General features: G+C 74.6%; 1 protein-coding gene and 1 pseudogene. Both read left to right on the top strand.

The window, feature by feature from the left end; genetic code table 11:
• The coding region (locus ABZ641_RS39260) for a gluconate 2-dehydrogenase subunit 3 family protein (RefSeq protein ID WP_359989534.1) at window positions 1–479 on the top strand (479 nt) is incomplete at its 5' end.
• Window positions 476–1,041 (top strand): annotated as a pseudogene (locus ABZ641_RS39265) (hypothetical protein); the annotation flags it as partial. The gene ABZ641_RS39260 and the pseudogene ABZ641_RS39265, both read left to right, overlap by 4 nt.

A 1,041-nucleotide genomic window follows, 5' to 3' on the forward strand; every position in this document is an offset into this window, starting at 1 on the left:
GGCTGCTCGCCCAGGACGGCCCGCCCGGCGCCCCGAAGGTGCCCGTGCTGCAGATGGTCGACGCCCGGCTCGCCGAGGCGCAGACCGACGGCTGGCGCTACACCGACATGCCCGAGGACGGCGACGCCTGGCGGGCCACCCTCGCCGCCCTCGACGAGGACGCCGCGGAGCGGCACGGCGCCGCCTCCTTCGCCGACCTCGACACCGGGCAGCAGAAGGAGCTGGTCCAGGCCGTCCAGGACCTGCACGGCAAACCCTGGCACGGCCTGCCCGCCCAGCACGTGTGGAGCCTGTGGACCCGCTACGCCTGCACCGCCTTCTACTCCCACCCCTGGGCCTGGAACGAGATCGGCTTCCCCGGCCCGGCCTACCCGCGCGGCTACCAGCGCCTCGGCATTGGCCTGCGCGAGCCCTTCGAGGCGGCGGACGCGGACCCCGTCGACCCGGCGGACCCTCGTGACGGCAGGAGGACCGGATGAGCGGCGCCGTACGCAGCCGGCTCCGCGAGGCCGCCGGCACCCTGCGCCTCACGGCCTCCTCGCAGAAGGCGATCCGCGAACGCAACGCCTCCGCCTGGCTGCTGCCCGAGGACGGCACCCGCTTCGACCACCGGCTGGTCGAGCACATGCGGCGCTTCGACGACACCGAGGAGGTCGACCTCGTGGTGGTCGGCTGCGGCGCGGGCGGCGCCACCCTCACCCAGCGGATGGCGCACGCCGGCTGGTCCGTGGTCTGCCTGGAGGCCGGGCCGTTCTGGGACCCGGACACCCACTGGGTCAGCGACGAGGCCGGCTCCCACCACCTGTACTGGACCGAACCGCGGGTCATCTCCGGCACCGACCCCGTCCCGATGGGCTCCAACAACTCCGGCCGCGGCGTGGGCGGTTCGACCGTGCACTTCGCCGGCTTCGTGCCGCGCTTCCACCCCTCCGACTTCTCCACCCGCAGCGACGACGGCGTCGGCGCCGACTGGCCGATCCGCTCACGTAGTTGCGCAGGGTGGTGGCGGCGGTGCGCGGCGGCCACCCGTCCCACACCGTG

The sequence above is a fragment of the Kitasatospora sp. NPDC007106 genome, assembly GCF_040634455.1.
GTDB lineage: Bacteria > Actinomycetota > Actinomycetes > Streptomycetales > Streptomycetaceae > Kitasatospora > Kitasatospora arboriphila.